Below are 286 nucleotides of genomic sequence, written 5' to 3'. Positions count from 1 at the left end.
AACCGTCTGATTTCGCAAGAAATCAGACGGTTTTTCTTCACTTTTTGTCTCCAAAAGTTTCTGGAGAAATTGCGCGATTTTGCAAAATTTGCAGTTGACCCAAACCGTGACCCAGACAGGGCAAAAAACGTGCCTTGGCGCAGCCCTTCTGCGCCAAGGCTTTCCTGCTGTTTGGGATTATTTTTTCGCTTTCAGATTGCCGCCGTCAGGACTTTTTCCATAGTCCTGGCCGCCTCCTTTTGCGCCGCTGTCGTGACGTGGGCGTAGGTGTCCAGCGTGAAGCCTG

Origin of the sequence: Oscillibacter sp. KLE 1745 (assembly GCF_000469445.2) — a bacterium.
GTDB classification, from domain to species: Bacteria; Bacillota; Clostridia; order Oscillospirales; family Oscillospiraceae; genus Oscillibacter; species Oscillibacter welbionis.
Note: the sequence above shows the minus strand (reverse complement) of the source record.